We start from the raw sequence: 16,659 nt of genomic DNA, 5'->3' as shown, positions 1-16,659 counted from the left end.
CTGTCGGAATGGAGATATTTATTATGAAAATGGAAGCAGATGTAGTCATTGTCGGAACAGGTGTCGGAGGGCTTTTCAGCGCACTGAGTCTTCCGAGAGATCAGAAGATCATTATGATTACAAAGTCAGATTTAGAGAGCAGTGATTCATTCCTGGCTCAGGGAGGAATCTGCATGCTGCATGACAAAGATGACTATGACAGTTATTTTGAAGATACAATGAAAGCGGGACATTATGAAAACAGAAAAGAATCTGTTGATCTTATGATCCGCAGCTCAAGAGAGATCATTCATGACCTGATTGGCTATGGTGTAGATTTCCAAAAACAGGAGACAGATGAGTCTGGAAATGAAGCCGCAGACAACGGTGGTGAAAAGGCAGAGATTCAGGATATTTATGCATTTACTCGTGAGGGAGCACATTCACGTCCGAGAATTCTGTTTCATGCAGATATTACAGGAAAAGAAATCACAAGTAAACTGCTTGCACAGGTAAAGCAGCTTTCTAATGTAACATTGCTTGAATATACAACGATGACAGATATCATTGTAGAAAATGATGAATGCAAAGGAATCCTTGCACAGGATAAAGACGGAAATGAATTCAAAATCCATGCAGAGAATACAATCTGGGCAAGCGGTGGAATCGGTGGACGTTATAAACATTCTACAAACTTCCCACATTTGACAGGAGATGCGCTTACAATTTCTGAAAAACACGGAATCCGTCTGGAGCATCTGGACTATGTACAGATTCATCCGACAACATTGTATTCCAAGAAACCAGGAAGACGCTTTCTTATTTCAGAGTCTGTCCGTGGAGAAGGTGCGGTTCTTCTTAACAGCAAGAAAGAACGTTTTGTAAATGAACTTCTTCCAAGAGATGTTGTGACTAAGGCAATCAGAGAAGAGATGGAAAAGGAAGGCACAGATCATGTCTGGCTGTCTATGGAAAAACTTGGAAAAGAAACCATCATGGGTCATTTCCCGAACATTTATCAACATTGTCTGGAAGAGGGATATGATGTGACAAAAGAATGTATCCCGGTTGTTCCGGCACAGCATTATTTCATGGGTGGTGTCTGGGTAGATTCAGACAGTAAAACATCCATGGAACATTTATATGCAGTAGGAGAGACAAGCTGTAACGGTGTACATGGTGCGAACCGTCTGGCAAGTAATTCACTTCTGGAAAGCCTTGTATTTGCCAAACGTGCGGCAAATAAAATCTCAGGTACAGAGAATGAAGTAAAAGTACGTGAATTGGCATAATAATAGTGATATAATATTAATCTATGCTGAAAAAATAAAAGTTAAGAGAAGAGTAGAGAAAGAATATAGAGACAGGGACAGGAGATATAAAGATGAACGAAATTACAATGACACTTCAGGCAGATCATTTGATCCTTGAGGCACTCAAAGAAGATATTTCAAGCGAAGACGTAACAACAAACTCAGTTATGAAAGACTATGTAAAAGGTGAAGTAGAACTGATCTGTAAGCAGGACGGTATAATTGCCGGACTGGAAGTTTACCGCAGAGTATTTGAACTGTTAGATGCAGATACAAAGACAGAACTTTACTGTAAAGACGGAGACGAAGTAAAGAACGGCCAGTTGATGGGAAAAGTAACAGGAGATATCCGTGTACTTCTTTCCGGTGAGCGTGTAGCACTGAACTACCTTCAGAGAATGAGCGGAATCGCAACTTATACACATTCCGTTGCAGGACTTCTTGAAGGAAGCAAAACAAAACTTCTTGATACAAGAAAAACAACACCTAATATGAGAATCTTCGAGAAATATGCAGTTCGTGTTGGTGGCGGTTATAACCACAGATATAATCTTTCTGATGGGGTACTCCTGAAAGACAATCACATCGGAGCTGCAGGAAGCGTAAAGAAAGCTGTCGAGATGGCAAAAGACTACGCACCATTTGTAAGAAAGATCGAAGTAGAAGTTGAGAATCTTGAGATGGTAAAAGAAGCAGTAGAAGCCGGAGCAGATATCATCATGCTTGATAATATGTCAACAGAAGAGATGCAGGAAGCAATCAAGATCATTGACGGAAGAGCTGAGACAGAGTGTTCCGGAAATGTAACAAAAGAGAACATCGGACGCCTGACAGCTCTTGGCGTAGACTATATTTCCAGTGGAGCCCTGACACATTCCGCTCCGATTCTTGATATCTCGATGAAAAACCTTCATGCTGTAGAGTAAAAGTGATATAATTGTTAAAGAACAATTATTAGTATGGATTTCAATTTAGAAAGGAAGAGGCATGATGACAGGACCAGAAAGAAGAACTGCCATTATAAATCAGATAAAGACAAGCTCAGCACCGGTGCCGGGAAAGGCATTGGCTGCACAGTATGAAGTAAGCCGTCAGGTGATCGTGCAGGATATCGCACTCATCCGTGCCGCAGGACATGACATTATATCTACAAACAGAGGATATATTTTGCACGAATCACATTTAGTAGAAAGAATCTTCAAAGTGAAACATACCGATGATCAGGTTGAAGATGAACTCTATACAATCGTAGACCTTGGTGGAAGAGTTCGTAATGTGATGGTGAATCATAGAGTCTACGGTCATATGGAAGCATCACTCAATATTAATTCCAGACGAAATGCAGCAGAGTTCATAGATGACATCCGAAGTGGAAAGTCCACTCCGCTGAAAAATATCACATCCGATTATCATTATCATGTGGTAGAAGCAGATAGTGAAAATACATTGGATATGATTCAAGAAGCACTGGAAGAAAAGGGATTTTTGCTGGAGCAAGAAGAGTGGGAGAAAGAACTTTTTGCAAAATAAAGATTTATCGTAGGGATTCTTTTTCAAGTTCGGACGAAATCAGATAGCGCTTATAAAGTTTATTCTAATAGACAGACATTGAGGGATTGCTTCAGGCTCCGGGTTCTGTATACAGGAAAGACTAAGAAAAACGAAAGATTACTAAAAACAAAGCAATGCTCGGCAAACTCGCTGCCGCTTCAGACAGCTGCCTCACATTGCTTTAGCGTAACCTTTCGTTTTTTAAGTCTTTCCAAGCACACAGAACAGTCACCTGAAGCAATCCCTCAACATCTGTCTATCAGTAGATTTTTCGTCGCTATCTGATTTCTACTTTCTCGAAAGAAGAACTCTACTTGAGAAGCAGACGCACCGGATATTCTATAGAATGATATCCATATCTCAAACATGTTTGTATTTAATAAAATTTGTCGTAGGAATTCATCTTTTTCAATAAACAGAAAACAGAAAATATGAAGTCCGAGAAGTTTCATGTTAGAAGGATGGTACAGGGACCAAGACGAATGTGGAGCATGCTTGCTCATACTTGAAAAACAATGGATTGCGTTAAAGAAAGGATTGACAGCTGTCTGAGCGGCAGCGAGTTTGTCAATCCTTTCTTTGCTTTTAGCAGTCTGTTGTTTTTCCTAGTATGAACAGTATGCGTAACCCTGAGTCGGCGTTCCTGTACCATCCTTCTAACAAGCGACTTCCTAAAATAATATTTTCAGTTTTCGTCCCCTATATCCCTTGACATCTCCCTTTTTATTCTGCAAAATAGTAAGAAGAGTCTTTCAAGATTCTACTTTATTATAGAAGAAAAAGAGGTCATTTATATGGAAGAAATCATACAGTTTTTAGCTGGGATTTTGAATAGAGAGTTTATTCGTGCGGTGTTTAGTAACCCGCGAGTAAAGGATAATGTAGTTAAGGCAAAGCTTCGACCGATGGAACAGAAGGGGGAGCTTTTGTTTCAGTTGGAGTCTTTTACAAAGACGCAGGCATTTCATAAGAATCTGACAGTGGAAGAGACGAAGGATGAGCTTGCGAAATTGTTGGAAGAGTTTCGTCAGGTTCAGGTTGAGACGGTGAGTGAGGATATCACGGTATTGCTCAGTAAGAAAGGGAAAGCAACGATTAAGAGAAAGCGCAAGAAGGTGCAGGCGAAGGCGGCAGATCTGTCTCATAACAGGAAGAAAAAATATATTCTGGAGGAAGGGATTGTGGTTCCGTTTCTTCAGGATCTTGGAGTTATGACACAGGATGGAAAGATTGTGCGGACGAAGATGGATAAGTTCCGTCAGATTAATCGTTTCCTGGAGTTTGTTGAGGACATTCTGCCGCAGCTTGACAAGGACAGAGAGCTTACACTTCTGGACTTTGGATGTGGAAAATCATATCTTACATTTGCAATGTATTATTATTTACACGAGTTGAAAGGGTATGATATTCGTATTATCGGATTAGATCTGAAGACGGATGTGATTCTGCATTGTAATGAACTGGCAAAGAAGTATGGGTATGAGAAGTTGACATTCCTTGTTGGAGATATTGCGGATTATGAAGGTGTGGATCAGGTTGACATGGTTGTGACGCTTCATGCGTGTGATACAGCTACAGATTATGCACTTGCGAAAGCGGTTGGCTGGAATGCGAAAGTGATTTTGTCTGTTCCATGTTGTCAGCATGAGGTGAACAAGCAGCTTGAAAAGCAGAGAAATCTGCATTCAGGCAAGATGAAATCGAAGACGGAAGTTATGGAAGTTTCAGAAATGCTGGGAGATCAACTAGCTTCCATGGAAGAAGTGCTCGGACCAATTATGGATTATGGATTGTTGCGAGAGCGTTTTGCAACACTTGTGACAGATGGACTTAGAGCAAAGTGTCTGGAAAGCGAGGGATATGAAACTCAGGTATTAGAATTTATTGATATGGAGCATACGCCGAAGAATATTCTGCTGCGTGCAGTGAAAAAGGGGAGTCTTGCAGCAAAGAGCAGAAAAGAGGCAGAGGATTGTGAAAGATTTTTGAAGATTCAGCCAACATTAGGTATGCTTCTGGCAGAGCAAAAGGGAGATAAATAATGAAAAAAAGGGTAATAAAGATTGCCGCACTGGTTGTTCTTTTTGCGGCTGTGCTGGTGATCAGTAATGTGATACTGAACCGTGGAAATGATGATCAGGTTGTGGATATGGGAGATGCCACGTTACCTAGAGTCTCATTTATGATGGGGGGACAGAAGATAAATGCGTTGTCTGGTTATGTAGATGATATGGATATTGCCGCAATGCGAGATACCATTACACCATTAGAGAGTGATGGTACACTGAAGATGCAGATTGAGAAAAATGATAACCAGATCCGTGAGATCAGTTACAGTGTATATTCTCTGGATGGAACAGAGACATATGATAAAGGAACTCTAAAGTCTGCAGAAAGCGAAGATGTCACATTAAAGCTGGGGAAATCACTTGGATATAAAATCCAGGAGGCAGTACTTCAGGTTTCGCTTGCAATCGGTGAGGAGAAAGAGACAAGGAAAGTTAATTTTTATACAAGAATTGAGAAAGCAGATGATATTACAGCATCACAATGTCTTACATTTGCACAGGATTTTCATACGAAAGCATTTAATAAGACGGATGTAGATTCATTGAATATTTACTTGGAACCTGGAGATGAAAGTGACAATACAACTTATCAGACAGTCAATATCCATTCAGATATTTCTCATATTCAGTGGGGGACTATGCAGCCACAGTTGCTTGGTGATGTGCGTTGGAGCATAAAGGAAAGTAATAGTGTGTATACCTCTCTCCTTGCGAATTACAGAGTTTCCTGCGTGGATGATGTCGGTGAGAATGCAGTTTATGATATTAAAGAATTTTTCCGTGTGAGAATCGCAGGGACTACAATTTACCTGTTGGATTACAATCGTGATATGCAGGAAGTATTCAGTGAGAACAGAAGCGTGATCGATGAAAACGGAATTCTGCTCGGCGTTACACCTTCAGATGTTCCGTATGAGACAAATGAGAAAGAAACGATTGCAGCATTTGTGGAGTCCAGAAACCTTTGGATGTACAATAAGAGTTCGAATGAATTATTAAATATTTTCGGATTTGCAGATGCAGATACGACAGATGAAAGGAATCTGAATGATCAACATGCAGTACGTATCATCAGTATGGACAATAGTGGTAATCTTGCATTTGCTGTGTATGGATATATGAATCGTGGCGAACACGAAGGAGAAGTCGGTGTCGGAATCTATTATTTTGATGTTGAGAGAAATCTGATCCAGGAGAAAGCATTTATACCAAGTAAGAAGTCCTATGCAATCGCAGCGGATGAGCTTGGCAAGATGGTTTATTATAATCATGCGGAAGAGCAGTTATATGTTTTGGCAGACGGAACTTTGTATCAGGTAGATTTGAAAAAGAATAAACAGACAACACTTGCAGAGAATCTTAAAGAAGGACAATATGCGGTTTCTGATGATGGACATCTGATGGCATATCAGTCAGAAGGAGATAAGAGTGGCGGAACAGTGATTCAGGTAATGAATCTAAGCAGTCTGGAGACGAATACTGTTGAGGCAGCAAGCGGAGAAAAAATTAGTCCACTTGGATTTGTCAATGGTGACTTTATTTATGGAAAAATGAAATCCGAGGACGCAGGAAAGAAAGCTTCCGGAGAATCGATCACTCCAATGTATGAACTGGAAATCCGTAATTCTAAGAACAAAAAAGTTGCCAGCTATTCCTTTGTTGATAAAGGCATTTATATTTCTGATATTTTAATCGATGACAATATGGTAACACTGAATCGTGTAGAGAAAAGCGGGGATATTTACAACGTTACTTCACAGGAGTTTATTACGAATAATGAGGAACGCAAAGATACAGCGATTAAAATAGAAGTATACACAACAGCACTGATGGAAAAACAGATGCGGATTACATTTGCAGAGGGAGCAGGAGAGAAGAGCGTGAAAGTGATCCGGCCGAATCAGCTGGCATCAAAGAATGAACTTGAGATGGTTCTTGCTGATAACAGCGAAAGTGTGAAATACTATGTTTATGGTGTTGGTGAACTGGCAGGAATTTATGATAAAGCTTCTTATGCAATTCAGAAAGCACAGAAGATTTCAGGAGTTGTGATCTCTTCTGACCAGAAATATGTTTGGGAGAAAGGAAATCGAGATCTTGCGTATTCGATAGAGGATGTTGCTCTTTCAAAAGAAGGAGAAGAGACATCCCTTGAAGCATGTGAGCGCTATATGAAGACATATGATGTTCAGAAAGTAGATCTGACAGGATGTACGCTGGATCAGGTACTCTACGTGATCAATAGAGGATGTCCGGTGATTGCACTTACAAGTGCAGATCATGCAATTCTTCTGACAGGATATACGAAGAATGATATTACTTATATCGATCCTGAAAATGGAGAGTCACAGACAGTTTCCATCAGTGAGATGGAAGGAATGGTTTCCGGAAGCGGAAATACATTTATTGGTTATATCAAATAGAAAGTGAAATAAAAACGACAGGTTCTTCAATAGTTCAAATGAAGATCCTGTCGTTTTTAGGTTGCATAAGAAAAATCTTATAAAGCTTTCTTAAAGATAATTCCTCTATATTTGTTGAGTGCTCCGTAAAGAATCAGACCAAGCACACCGGCGGAAATTACTTCTCCGATACCAACTGTCAGCATCATGAAAGGAATCGGAAGTGGAACCATATAAGCATATTTTAATACAAATGGAACCACAATGATATTGGCAACAACCGGAGGAACAGGGGCAAGGAACTTGCTCTTGTTTCTTAAAGACCATGTAAAGATGGCACCGATCAGTGTTGCAAGGCTGCCGAAGATAATGTCAGGCAGGATTGCACCTCCAAGTGTGTTTCCGATGAGGCATCCTACAAACAATCCAGGGATTGCAGCCGGAGTAAATACCGGGAGGATTGTCAGTGCTTCCGCAAAACGGATCTGCACCTCTCCAAAAGCCAGTGATGCACCGACAACAGTCAGTACGACATAGATGGCAGCGATCATAGCTGCCTGTGCCAGGTAAAGCACTTTGTTACTTGAGTTTTTCATTATTCAGTTCTCCTTTAGTTTTGTTTTACGTGTGGAAGGTCACGAACACACGATTCATTTTCGCGCAGCAATGAGTCAGGCGGCCATGCTTGCATGGACATTTGACGAATGCCGCGGAAGTCATATACAGTAAGTATATGACCTTACGCCGGAAATCGGCGACCCCCTTATAAGACCTTGTTTTTTAGGGTTTTGTAACGGGTGATAGTATAGCATGGTAAGGGGAAAAAATCAAGGGAAGTACCAACTAAGGAAACAGGAGGTTACTGTTCACAGGTAATATCCCGCGAGGTGTTTTGCCATGAATATGGCAAAATCCCGAGACATACGGGGCAAAATTCCATCACCGAAGGTGATTTGGAATGAATTTTGACCAAGTTGCTGTGAACGGAGTGAACAGTAACCCCGAACGTTCGCATAACGGAATAAAGAGAAAAAGGCGGTTGCCTGTCCGGTATCAACGTGATAATATACAGACAGGGAAACCAAAGCCAGGCGGCTACCCTTCTTTTACGGAGGGATAAAAACACCCTCCAAACGAAAGAAAGGAGGGCGATAAGATGATTACATATTCTGATCTGATTCAGTTTTGTATATTCATTGTTGCCCTTGTTGGTCTTTGTTATGAGATTTTCAAGGGTAGACGAAAATAGCCGCCAACTATTCGCAGTAGTTGACGACTATAAAAATATAGTTTGATACAATATTACGGGTAGCCGCTTGCGGTTTCCCTCTTTGCATTTTCAATATAACATATCTGACACCAGGACGCAAGAGGATAATGAAAACTTGCAAGATGCGTTGCTGGTCGCACATCGTGTGAACAGTAACTTCATCTTAATGAAAAATTAAATTTAATTAAGGATTATAAAGCTACTGTAACCAGGCCTGATATGATAGACTATGAGTTGTGTAAAATATAATTCATGGAGGGGAAAATGAGTAGAATATACAACGCCCTGATTGAACTTGTTGCAGCCGCAGTTTTTATAATTCCGCTTTGGTGCATATATGAGAAGATTTTCTTTCAGAGCTGGAAACGAACGATGGTTTATATGATATTTGGATTTTATCTGGCAGTAGTATTAGCATTAGTGGGATTCCCGAATATTACGATGTTGCAAATAGAGTTTACAGTGAGTCTGATTCCGTTTATTTATATGTTGTCAGATATTGTTAATGCGTGTTTGAACGTACTTTTGTTCGTTCCATTTGGTTTCTTTTTACCAATGTTATGGAAAGAGTTCAGAAGTATAAAAAGTGTTGCCCTGGCCGGAATTGTTGCAACGTCTTTTATTGAGATTTCTCAACTTTTTACTGGCAGAGCAACTGATATAGATGATATCATTACAAATAGCATCGGTACTTTGATCGGCTACCTTATCGTACGCTTTGTGACAGAAAACTTTACAAAGCGCACTTTATCAGATTCAAAAATTAATGATTTTTATTTGATATGTGGTTCAGTAGGTGTTATTATGTTTTTCTTACAGCCATTTGTCTCAACCTGGTTATGGGGAATACTTTTACGATAAATCTGGATATCAGTTTCAATAAGGAGTGAGCGAACATGACATTACAGCAATTAACCTATTTAGTTACGGTTGCGGATTGTGGGAATATTACGGAGGCTGCAGAAAAGCTTTTTATTTCACAGCCGTCGCTTAGTGCAGCAATTCATAATCTTGAAAAAGAGATGGGAGTGACTGCATTTACAAGGTCTAACAAAGGCGTTACTGTTACAAGAGAAGGCGAAGAGCTATTGTCCTTTGCAAGGATGCTTCTAGAGCAGGCTGACAATATGAAAGAACATTTTGGAAATGGAGAGAGAAGAACACCGAAGTTTTCTGTGTCTTGCCAGCATTATTCGTTTGCGGTAAATGCTTTTGTTGATCTGATCAAAGAATATGATGCAGACCAGTATAGTTTTATTATAAGAGAGACACAGACGGGCGAGATCATTGAAGATGTGGCGAGCGGAAAAAGCGAGATTGGAGTTCTTTATCTTTCGGAACACAATGAAGATGTGATTCTGAAGCTGATAAAGAATAATCAGTTGAAATTTGAGGAAATGTTTGTTGCAGAACCGCATGTATTTATCTGTAAAGATCATCCACTGGCAGAAAAAGAAATGATTTCCATGGAAGATTTACGACCATATCCGTATCTTGTTTATGAACAGGGAAATAATAATTCGTTTTATTTTTCGGAGGAATTTATAAGTATGCTTGATTTCCCGAAGAGTATACAGGTGAGAGACAGGGCGACCTTATTTAACCTGGTGATCGGATTAAACGGATTCACAGTAAGCAGTGGTGTGATCGACCAGAAATTAAATGGAAGCAGTATTATAGCGAAGCCATTAGATGTCGATAAAACGATGAGGATCGGTATTATTAAAAAGAAAAATATTATTTTCAGTCGTTATGCGTCTTATTATGTAGAGGCGCTGAGAAGGCATTTGTAAAAAATAAAGAGCAGGAATTTCGTCATAATGAAATCCCTGCTCCTTCCTTTACTAGCAGAAGAATTCTTTTGCAGCTCGTACCAGATACTCAGTATCTTTCACACCTGCAGTCTCATAAGGGGAATGCATTGCCAATTGCGGAAGTCCGATGTCAACGGTATTGAGCGCAACCTGAGTGTTGGAAATATTTCCAAGGGTAGAGCCACCGGCCATATCAGAACGGTTTGTAAATGTTTGAACCGGAACATCTGCCCGCTTACATAGGTCACGGAACATGGCAGCAGATACGGCGTCCGTACAGTACTTCTGGTTTGCATTGAATTTCAACACGATTCCTTCGTTCAGGTAAGGGCGGTTTGTCGGATCTGCTTTCTCTGTATAGTTTGGATGAACCGCATGAGCATTATCCGCAGAGATCATAAAGCTGTCTGCAAGATGAACACGATAATCTTCTCCATCATATCCAAGTGCTTCGTGAACACGGATCAGTGTGTCAAAAAGGAATGTGGATGCGGCGCCCTGTTTCGTACCGCTTCCAACTTCTTCATTATCCAGAACACAGTGTACAGCCATACAGTCTTTTTTCTCACCGGAAAGAAAACCTTGAAGTGATGCGAAGGCACACTGCAGGTCATCAAGTCTGCCGCTGGAAATGAATTCTTCAGAAGCCCCCCAGATGGAACCTTCCTGTCGGTTATAAAGGAATAGATCATGACCGAGAATTTCATCTTTTTCTACCCCGGCAGCTTCAGCAATCTGTTCCATAAAAGTTCCTTTAGGAGAACCACAGCCATAAAGTGGGAGAAGATCTTTCTGGGCGTTGTAGTTGTAACCGCTATTGATCTCACGGTTCATGTGAATCGCGAGATTCGGGATCATAACAAGGTCCCGGTCAATATTGACGAGTTTGCTCGTGAATTGTCCGTTTGTCTTATCTTTTATTATAACGCGTCCGGCAACAGAGAGCGGACGGTCAAACCAGGGTGCACAGAGCATACCACCATATTTTTCTACATTTAATTTCACATAATGTTTTTCTACTTCGATCTCCGGATTCTCTTTGATCTTAAAGGTCGGAGAATCACTATGACTTGTCAGAATGTGCATCTTGTCAATACCATTTTCCGGAATTGTAAACGCAATCAGGGAAGAGTCATTTCGTGTAACAAAATAGTGTTTGCCGCATTCTATATTCCAACGCTGATTTTCCTTTAGTTCAGTAAAATCAACTGCAAGAAGCTCTGATTTCATCTGTTGAACTGCATGAAACGCTGTGGGACTCTTTTGAAGAAATTTTAATAGTTCTTGAGAAACTGAATTGTTCATAGATATTTCCTTCTTTCAAATTGTTTTAAAAATCTTTTTTTGCTGATATATTTACTTTTTAGAATAGGGCAAATCAGAGAGAAATACAAGGCGGAAAAGCATAATAAAAAACTTTTTATTTAAGAAGAATTTCACAACATACTGTCTTAAAATGTGCTATAATCTAATTTGGAATGTCAGAGATTCCATTGGAGGAGTACGAATGAAAAAAATATCTTTGAAAATAAAATTAACACTAAAATATACAGGATGCATATTTGTGGCAACAGGCATTGCGTTGTTTTTTGCTACAATGATAAGTGGAACAGATGCGCAGACAGCAAAAGCAATGGCGAAGGTGATACTTCCAATCGTTTTCATCGCATCGCTTGTAATTGGATACTTTCTGGTAAGAGAGGTTCTGAAACGGACTGCAGATCTAGCAGAGTCAGCGGCGGAAATCTGTAGAACAAAAGATTTCTCCAGACAGTTGGAACTGGAAGAATCTGATGCGGAATTTGAGAGACTGCAGCTGACATTGAATGAATTACTTGAGGATGTGCGCGAAGAGGGACATTTTGCAGAAAATGTTGTACAGGAGATGTGGATGCCGGTCAGTGTGATTCTTACAAGAAGCGCATGGTGTCTTGGCGACTGGCGACTGTCCCAGCGTCAGCGTTGGCAGATTGAATTAGTGCAGAAGAAGGCACAGATTCTTTCAGATTTTATTCAGGAAGTCTCATTTTTTGCAAAGGCGGATCAGGGATGTCAGCCAGCTTATAAAAAACGCATGAATATCAGTGAACTGACAACAGGAATTATAGAAGGTCAGATCAGCAGACTTCAGGAAGCAGATGAACCGGTGCAGATAGAATATGAGATTGAACCGGAGATTTACGCAGAAGTGGATGAGAATTGTTATCGGAAGATGCTGTTAAATCTGCTGGAGAATTCCATTGATTATAGTCGAGAGATTGGACTGATCAAAGTTGTTGTTGAAAGCAAAGGCAGTGAGTTTAGCTGTAAGATTGCAGATGCGGGAATTGGAATTTCGGAGACGGATCTGCCACACGTATGGGATCGGTTTTTCAGAGGAGATCCTTTAGGTGCCGGAGAAGGTCATTTTGGACTGGGACTTTCTGTTGTAAAATGGATTGCTGAAGTACACGATGGCTGGGTAGATGCAGAAAGTATTCTGGGATCCGGAAGCTGCTTTACAGTGGGGATGCCGTGTGAACCGAAGCCGGAGCCTGAAGCGGAAGAAGTGACTGAGGAAGAGAAGACGGTTGATGCGCTGTTAGAAGGAATTGCTGGAACGGACATAACAGAAGAGGAGACGGATGCAGATCTGACTACAGAAGCAGAAGGAGCAGTTGAGACAGATGCAACTACAGAAGAAGCTGAGACAGAAGTAACATCTGAAATAAATGAAACGGCTGAGACAGAAGGAGTTACAGAAATAAGTGCGGCGACTGAAACAGAGTCAGTGACCGAAAACAGAGATAGCTCAGAAGAGTCCGAAACTTTGGGTGAGACAATCGCGATGCCTGTGATTACAGAGGACACAGAGGACACAGAGGAACAGTCGTCAGAGAATTTTGTGCCGGATGCAGAGAAAGATGAAACAGACGTAAAGAGTGAAATTCCGTTTAGGAAAATCAAAATTTGTTTATCTAAAATCAAAAGCTTTCTTGAGGAAGAAGATGACGAAGAAGATTCAGACGAAGACGAAGAAGCTTCAAATGAATGCGAAGTGATTCCATTTAAAGGCAAAGAGGATTCAGATGAAAAATAAAGGTAACTGTTCAGAGTCAACCTCCAAAATGCTACGCATTTCGTCGGTGTGGCGTATCCGCCAAATAAAATCTCAAAAACAGTCTTAAAAATGCAAGCATTTTACACCTGTTTTATGAAATTTTGCTTGGCTCTGAACAGTTACAAATAAAGAGGGGGATTTTTGATATGAAAGATGTAGCAACAATGAAGGAAGAACTAAAGAAACTTATTGACACGGCAGCAGGACGAGTTCCGGCAGATCTGGTGATCAAAAACTGTAAGATTGTAAATGTATTTTCTGGAAAAATCCAGGAAGGTGACATTGCATTTTCAGGTAATCAGATTGCAGGTATCGGCGCGTATGAAGGTAAGAAAGTCATTGATGCAGAAGGAAGATATGCGGCACCTGGATTTATCGACAGTCACATCCATATTGAATCTTCTTATGTAAGTCCTGAAGAGATTGGACGCATGTTAGTTCCACACGGCGGAACAACCATTATGGCAGACCCGCACGAGATTGCAAATGTATGTGGAATCGCCGGCCTTGACTATATGATGAGAGCAGCTGAGAATACAGTGCTTGATGTGAAGTATGAACTTCCATCTTGCGTACCGGCTACACCGTTCGAGCACGCAGGTGCGGTGATCGACGCAGAGGCTATGAAAGAGCCGATTACAAGAGAAGGAATTGCCGGACTTGGAGAGTTTATGAATTTCCCAGGTGTGATCAATGCGGCAGAAAGTGATCTTGATAAGATTGTTGTAGCAAAGCAGGAAGGTAAGTTTATTGATGGACATGGACCTGGAATTACAGGAAAAGAACTGAATGCATATGCGTCAGCAAGAATTGCGGCAGATCATGAATGTTCTACAGTAGAAGAAATGAATGATCGTTTGGAGCGAGGAATGTATATTCTGCTCCGTCAGGGATCTGCATGTCACAATCTTCGCACACTGATCAAAGGTGTGACAGCGGATAACAGTAGAAGATGTCTGCTCTGCTCTGATGACCGTCAGCCGAAGACAATTCTTCATGAAGGACATCTCGATAATCATCTGCGCATTTGTGTGGAGGAAGGTCTTGATCCTGTGACAGCAATCCGTATGGCAACACTTAACGCAGCAGAATGCTTTGACCTGAAGGACAGAGGAGCAATAGCACCGGGCTATCGCGGAGATGTAGTACTTTTGGATGATCTGAAAGATTTCCATGTAAACCGCGTGTTTGTAGAAGGTGAGCTGGTAGCAGAAGAAGGAAAGTATCTGCCGGAGATTAAGAAATGTGATATTGCATCTGTTAAAGGCAGTGTGATCGTAAAAGATTTTTCAAAAGAGAAATTTAAAATGCATCTGAAATCCAATAAAGTGAATGTGATTCAGATTCTCCCGGGTGGAGTTGTAACAGCGAAAGATATAGCAGAGATTGAACTGGATGCGAATGGAGAGTTTGTGAGAAATCCAGAGGTTGATCTTGTGAAAGTAGCTGTTGTTGAGCGTCATCAGGGGACAGGAAATGTAGCTTGCGGATTCTTGAAAGGATACGGAATCAAAGAAGGAGCTGTAGCACTTTCAGTGGCACACGACTCTCATAACATTATTGTTGTTGGAGTGAATGATGACGAGATGGAATTTGCCGTAAACAGTTTGGTTGAGCAGGAAGGTGGAATCGTTCTTGTAAAGGAAGGCAAAGTGATTGAGAGCATGCCAATGCCGATTGCCGGTCTGATGAGTGATCAGAGTGGAGAATGGGTAGATCAGAAATTAACAGACATTCACGAAAAAGCATACGAAGAACTTGGAATCTGTGGAGAAGTTGAGCCGGTAATGACACTTTGCTTTATGTCACTTGCAGTAATTCCGGAGATTAAGCTGACAGATATGGGATTATTTGATGTGACAACATTTTCATTCATTCCTGTAGAAGTTGAATAATAAAAGAAGTTAAAAATCAAAGAAAACACCATTGACGTACTGCGTGTATTTTGCTATACTTTAATAGTTAAATAAATACGGCGCAGTAGCCAAGCGGTAAGGCGTGGGTCTGCAACACCCTGATTCACCGGTTCAAATCCGGTCTGCGCCTCTGAAGAACCTGAAACTGATTTGTTTCAGGTTCTTTTTTTCGTTTCCCAGTTTTTCTTATAAATCAGATACAGCGGAAGTCCGACAAAAATCATACCACCGAGCATATTTCCAAGTGTAACCGGAATAAAGTTTGCAAGGCTGTGAAGTGGTGTCAGAGTCGCAATCTGTTCAGCTGTAATTCCGTAAGCTTCTTCTGCTTTCGCAACGTAAGCCGGATTAAGTGAAGCAAGGATACCAGCCGGGATATAGAACATATTGGCAACGCAGTGTTCGAATCCGCCGACTACGAAGGCACAGATCGGGAAGAAAATTGCCCATACCTTACCGGCAATATCTCTTGCGGAAGTAGCCATCAGTACTGCAAGACATACCAGGATGTTACATAAGATTCCGGAAGTGATTCCCTGCAGTGGTGAAATTGCGATCTTTCCAACAGCAACTTTGATTGTATAAGCACCAAGAAGCCCACCTGAGTAGTTTAGGTTTCCACTGTATACAATGAGCAGATCCACGCAAAGAGCACCGATCAGGTTACTGAAAAATACGATGAAAAGATCTCGGAATAATCCGCCCCATGTGACACGCTTGTCAAATACATCCATGATGATCAGGCAGTTTCCAGTGAAAAGTTCACCGCCGAGAAATACGATGAGCATCAGTCCGACAGGGAAGATACATCCGGCAAGAGCTCTTGCTACGCCAACATTTTCTACTGCGTGTGCTGCCGTGCTGCTTGTAGCACCGCCGAAAGCGATAAACGCGCCGGCCATGATGCCGAGCAGAATCATTTTTCCAAGGGGAAGACGGGTTTTGTTCTCGCAGGCCTTGATACTAAGATCAATGACTTCTGCGGGAGTGTTAAAATGATTGTCCATGATATAACTCCTTATTCTTTTGTAATTCGGCAGTCCTCTTGCTTTGAATGGTAACACAGTAAGAGAACTGCCGTTGTTATATTGCTATTCGTCAAGAATTTAACGAGAATATTTTATACTAGAAAATATTGGATTTCAAGAGTGGAAAGGTATGTTTATATATAGATACAAAATTCGGGATTTTTATTGCTTTAGGACAGTTATTTGTATGGTTTATAAGCATCCGTAAGCAATAGTA

The 16,659-nt window shown here is 40.9% G+C and carries 14 protein-coding genes and 1 tRNA gene; 12 read left to right on the top strand and 3 right to left on the bottom strand.

Annotated elements, in window-relative coordinates; translation table 11 throughout:
• The first annotated feature begins 23 nt into the window (after positions 1-23).
• From DXB52_RS09165 to DXB52_RS09145, 6 genes are all read left to right on the top strand, one after another.
• Positions 24-1,271 carry an L-aspartate oxidase gene (locus tag DXB52_RS09165; protein ID WP_118107048.1) on the top strand — a complete coding sequence of 416 codons (1,248 nt, stop codon included), beginning with the start codon at positions 24-26 and terminating at the stop codon, positions 1,269-1,271.
• Complete coding sequence (locus DXB52_RS16350; RefSeq protein WP_207661754.1) at positions 1,258-1,410, top strand: hypothetical protein; 153 nt, start codon at positions 1,258-1,260, stop codon at positions 1,408-1,410. The genes DXB52_RS09165 and DXB52_RS16350 overlap by 14 nt, the downstream gene beginning before the upstream one ends.
• Positions 1,364-2,218 (top strand): carboxylating nicotinate-nucleotide diphosphorylase, encoded by an 855-nt coding sequence (gene nadC / locus DXB52_RS09160; RefSeq protein ID WP_015528574.1) that lies wholly within the window; start codon positions 1,364-1,366, stop codon positions 2,216-2,218. The genes DXB52_RS16350 and nadC overlap by 47 nt, the downstream gene beginning before the upstream one ends.
• Positions 2,219-2,279: 61 nt before the next feature.
• Positions 2,280-2,822: a transcription repressor NadR gene (locus DXB52_RS09155; protein WP_330378649.1), complete on the top strand. Its 543-nt coding sequence runs from the start codon at positions 2,280-2,282 to the stop codon at positions 2,820-2,822.
• Between the two features lie 815 nt (positions 2,823-3,637).
• Positions 3,638-4,885, top strand: coding sequence for a class I SAM-dependent methyltransferase (locus tag DXB52_RS09150; protein WP_118107047.1), 1,248 nt, complete (start codon positions 3,638-3,640; stop codon positions 4,883-4,885).
• Positions 4,885-7,335, top strand: a complete 2,451-nt coding sequence (locus DXB52_RS09145; protein WP_118107045.1) for a C39 family peptidase — start codon at positions 4,885-4,887, stop codon at positions 7,333-7,335. The genes DXB52_RS09150 and DXB52_RS09145 overlap by 1 nt, the downstream gene beginning before the upstream one ends.
• A 77-nt stretch (positions 7,336-7,412) precedes the next feature.
• Here DXB52_RS09145 and DXB52_RS09140 read toward each other — a convergent pair whose 3' ends face one another.
• A complete protein-coding gene (locus DXB52_RS09140) occupies positions 7,413-7,910 on the bottom strand; it encodes a QueT transporter family protein (RefSeq protein WP_117541425.1) in 498 nt (165 codons plus the stop codon).
• A 560-nt stretch (positions 7,911-8,470) separates the two neighbouring features.
• Between DXB52_RS09140 and DXB52_RS17065 the strand changes: the two genes are divergently transcribed.
• The 3 genes from DXB52_RS17065 to DXB52_RS09130 all read left to right on the top strand — a co-directional run bounded on the left by DXB52_RS17065 (position 8,471) and on the right by DXB52_RS09130 (position 10,377).
• A complete protein-coding gene (locus tag DXB52_RS17065; RefSeq protein ID WP_227159702.1) occupies positions 8,471-8,563 on the top strand; it encodes a putative holin-like toxin in 93 nt (30 codons plus the stop codon).
• A 285-nt stretch (positions 8,564-8,848) separates the two neighbouring features.
• Positions 8,849-9,445 (top strand): VanZ family protein, encoded by a 597-nt coding sequence (locus DXB52_RS09135; protein WP_118107043.1) that lies wholly within the window; start codon positions 8,849-8,851, stop codon positions 9,443-9,445.
• A 35-nt stretch (positions 9,446-9,480) separates the two neighbouring features.
• A complete protein-coding gene (locus DXB52_RS09130; RefSeq protein ID WP_117541431.1) occupies positions 9,481-10,377 on the top strand; it encodes a LysR family transcriptional regulator in 897 nt (298 codons plus the stop codon).
• A gap of 51 nt (positions 10,378-10,428) precedes the next feature.
• On the opposite strand, the gene DXB52_RS09125 is transcribed toward DXB52_RS09130, so the two are convergent.
• Positions 10,429-11,703, bottom strand: a complete 1,275-nt coding sequence (locus DXB52_RS09125; protein WP_118107041.1) for a M18 family aminopeptidase — start codon at positions 11,701-11,703, stop codon at positions 10,429-10,431.
• Between the two features lie 202 nt (positions 11,704-11,905).
• Here DXB52_RS09125 and DXB52_RS09120 point away from each other — a divergent pair, with 202 nt between their 5' ends.
• The 3 genes from DXB52_RS09120 (at position 11,906) to DXB52_RS09110 (ending at position 15,544) form a co-directional block, all read left to right on the top strand.
• Complete coding sequence (locus DXB52_RS09120) at positions 11,906-13,477, top strand: sensor histidine kinase (RefSeq protein ID WP_181989187.1); 1,572 nt, start codon at positions 11,906-11,908, stop codon at positions 13,475-13,477.
• 167 nt (positions 13,478-13,644) lie between these two features.
• Positions 13,645-15,393, top strand: coding sequence for an adenine deaminase (gene ade / locus DXB52_RS09115; protein WP_227159704.1), 1,749 nt, complete (start codon positions 13,645-13,647; stop codon positions 15,391-15,393).
• Between the two features lie 79 nt (positions 15,394-15,472).
• Positions 15,473-15,544, top strand: a tRNA-Cys gene (locus DXB52_RS09110).
• Positions 15,545-15,569: 25 nt separating this feature from the next.
• Here the strand turns inward: DXB52_RS09110 and DXB52_RS09105 are convergent.
• Positions 15,570-16,421 (bottom strand): formate/nitrite transporter family protein, encoded by an 852-nt coding sequence (locus DXB52_RS09105; protein WP_117568780.1) that lies wholly within the window; start codon positions 16,419-16,421, stop codon positions 15,570-15,572.
• Positions 16,422-16,659: the final 238 nt, after the last annotated feature.

The sequence above is a fragment of the Ruminococcus sp. OM04-4AA genome (genome assembly GCF_003462585.1).
GTDB classification, from domain to species: Bacteria; Bacillota; Clostridia; order Lachnospirales; family Lachnospiraceae; genus Mediterraneibacter; species Mediterraneibacter faecis.
The sequence above is the reverse complement of the archived record's forward strand: the minus strand, read 5'-3'. Positions and strand labels throughout refer to the sequence as shown.